This window comes from Neptuniibacter pectenicola, assembly GCF_001597735.1.
In the GTDB taxonomy this organism is placed as follows: Bacteria; Pseudomonadota; Gammaproteobacteria; order Pseudomonadales; family Balneatricaceae; genus Neptuniibacter; species Neptuniibacter pectenicola.
Map to the genome: position 1 here is coordinate 1 of NZ_LUTS01000131.1, position 266 is coordinate 266.

Consider the following 266-nt stretch of genomic DNA (forward strand, 5'->3'; position numbering starts at 1 on the left):
TCGATTTAGAAAAACTAGAAGAGATCGCCTCATACTTTCGTAATGTTCGTAAGAAATACGCTAAGTTTGAAGGCTCTTTGCGAGGTACGGATTCTCGAATTCTAATTGCTCAGGTGCCGGGCGGTATGTTGACCAACATGGAAAGCCAATTACGTGAGCAAGGCGCAGCAGATAAATTTGATGCTGTTCTAGAGGAGATTCCACGAGTTCGTGAAGATTTAGGTTTAATTCCGCTCGTAACGCCAACATCGCAAATTGTCGGTACT

At 43.6% G+C, this 266-nt stretch carries 1 pseudogene; it reads left to right on the forward strand.

Going from position 1 to position 266, the window contains the following annotated elements:
• Window positions 1-266, forward strand: a pseudogene (locus tag A3773_RS17205) (oxaloacetate decarboxylase); the annotation flags it as partial.